At 73.9% G+C, this 1125-nt stretch carries 1 protein-coding gene; it reads right to left on the bottom strand.

What is annotated here, in order from left to right; all coding sequences use genetic code 11:
- The coding region (locus EJK15_RS69480; protein WP_138720954.1) for a lanthionine synthetase C family protein at positions 1–1024 on the bottom strand (1024 nt) is incomplete at its 3' end.
- Positions 1025–1125: the final 101 nt, after the last annotated feature.

The following is a 1125-nucleotide window of genomic DNA, read 5'->3' as shown; positions in this document are numbered from 1 at the left end:
AGCCCTCCAACGCCAGAACCGCCCCCGCCCGCCCTTCCAGAAACCCGGGCTTGCGCAGCGAGGCGATCCCGGTGACCAGCCGCTGGCGGGTCTGCCAGATGGGCTCGGCGAACCGGCCGGGGGTGGAGCTGTCGGCTGCGATGGCGGTCGTGACGGTCAGCAGCCCGGCCCAGCCGTGACAGAGGGAAGCATCGGTGACCCGGCCCAGGCGGGCCGGGTCGGTGAGGGCGGCGATGGCGAGCTCCTCGGCCTTCTGCCGGCGGGCGTCGTCGCCGAGCGCGAGCGCGGCCAGTTGCAGCGTGCGGGCGATACCGAGGTCCCCGTAGCACCAGGAGGGGCGCAGGGGCGGCGCCTGCTGTGGCTCGTCGGCGAGCAGGTGGCCCAGGGTGATCCAGTAGAGGCCGCCGAACTCCTCCAGCCACGTCGCGAACGCGTCGATCGCTTCGAGCTGGCCCTCCGCCAGGATGCCGCGGCGGGCGGCGAGAGAGAGCAGCGCCAACGGGCCGGCGATGCCGTGCGCCACACCGTTGTTCGCGTGGCCACCGGGGATTTCCTGATGCCCGGGGCTGTCCGGCGACCACCATCCGGGCAGGACCCGGGCATCGGCTTCAGCCGGGCATGCCAGCGTCACCAGGTAGGCCAGCACCTCATGTAGCAGCGGCGGCGGCGAGCCTGCGCGGGCAAGCAACAGCGCCCCCAGCCCGGTGAGCCCCCGGATGAGATCGAACTCCGCCAACGTCGGCAGCCGCGCCGACTCTCGCCGCCGACGCGCTGCGGCGAGCCGAGCGGCCACGACCCGGTCGACGGCCGCCTGAACGGTCCGGTTGGCGCGCCCGGCACGGCCGAGCACGAACTCCAGCGCTGGAGCACCGTGGAACAGGGAAGCGTTGGAGCCGGTGCTGACGCCGCCGGCGACCGCTTCGGCCAGCAGGGGCCGCGCTACGGAGAGGTTGCCGCGCTCGATGTGCAGCAGCGTCATTCCGAGCGCGCCCTCGGCCAGGGCCTGCGTGCTGGGCGGGCTCATCGGATCGCCCTCACCGCGACGACGAAGGTGTGGGCCCGCCCGCCGATCCATCCATCCGCGTCCGGCGGCGGCACGTCGTAGAGCACCGCGACGGGGGAACC

Source organism: Nonomuraea basaltis (genome assembly GCF_005893125.1).
GTDB lineage: Bacteria > Actinomycetota > Actinomycetes > Streptosporangiales > Streptosporangiaceae > Nonomuraea > Nonomuraea basaltis.
The sequence above is the reverse complement of the archived record's forward strand: the minus strand, read 5'-3'. Positions and strand labels throughout refer to the sequence as shown.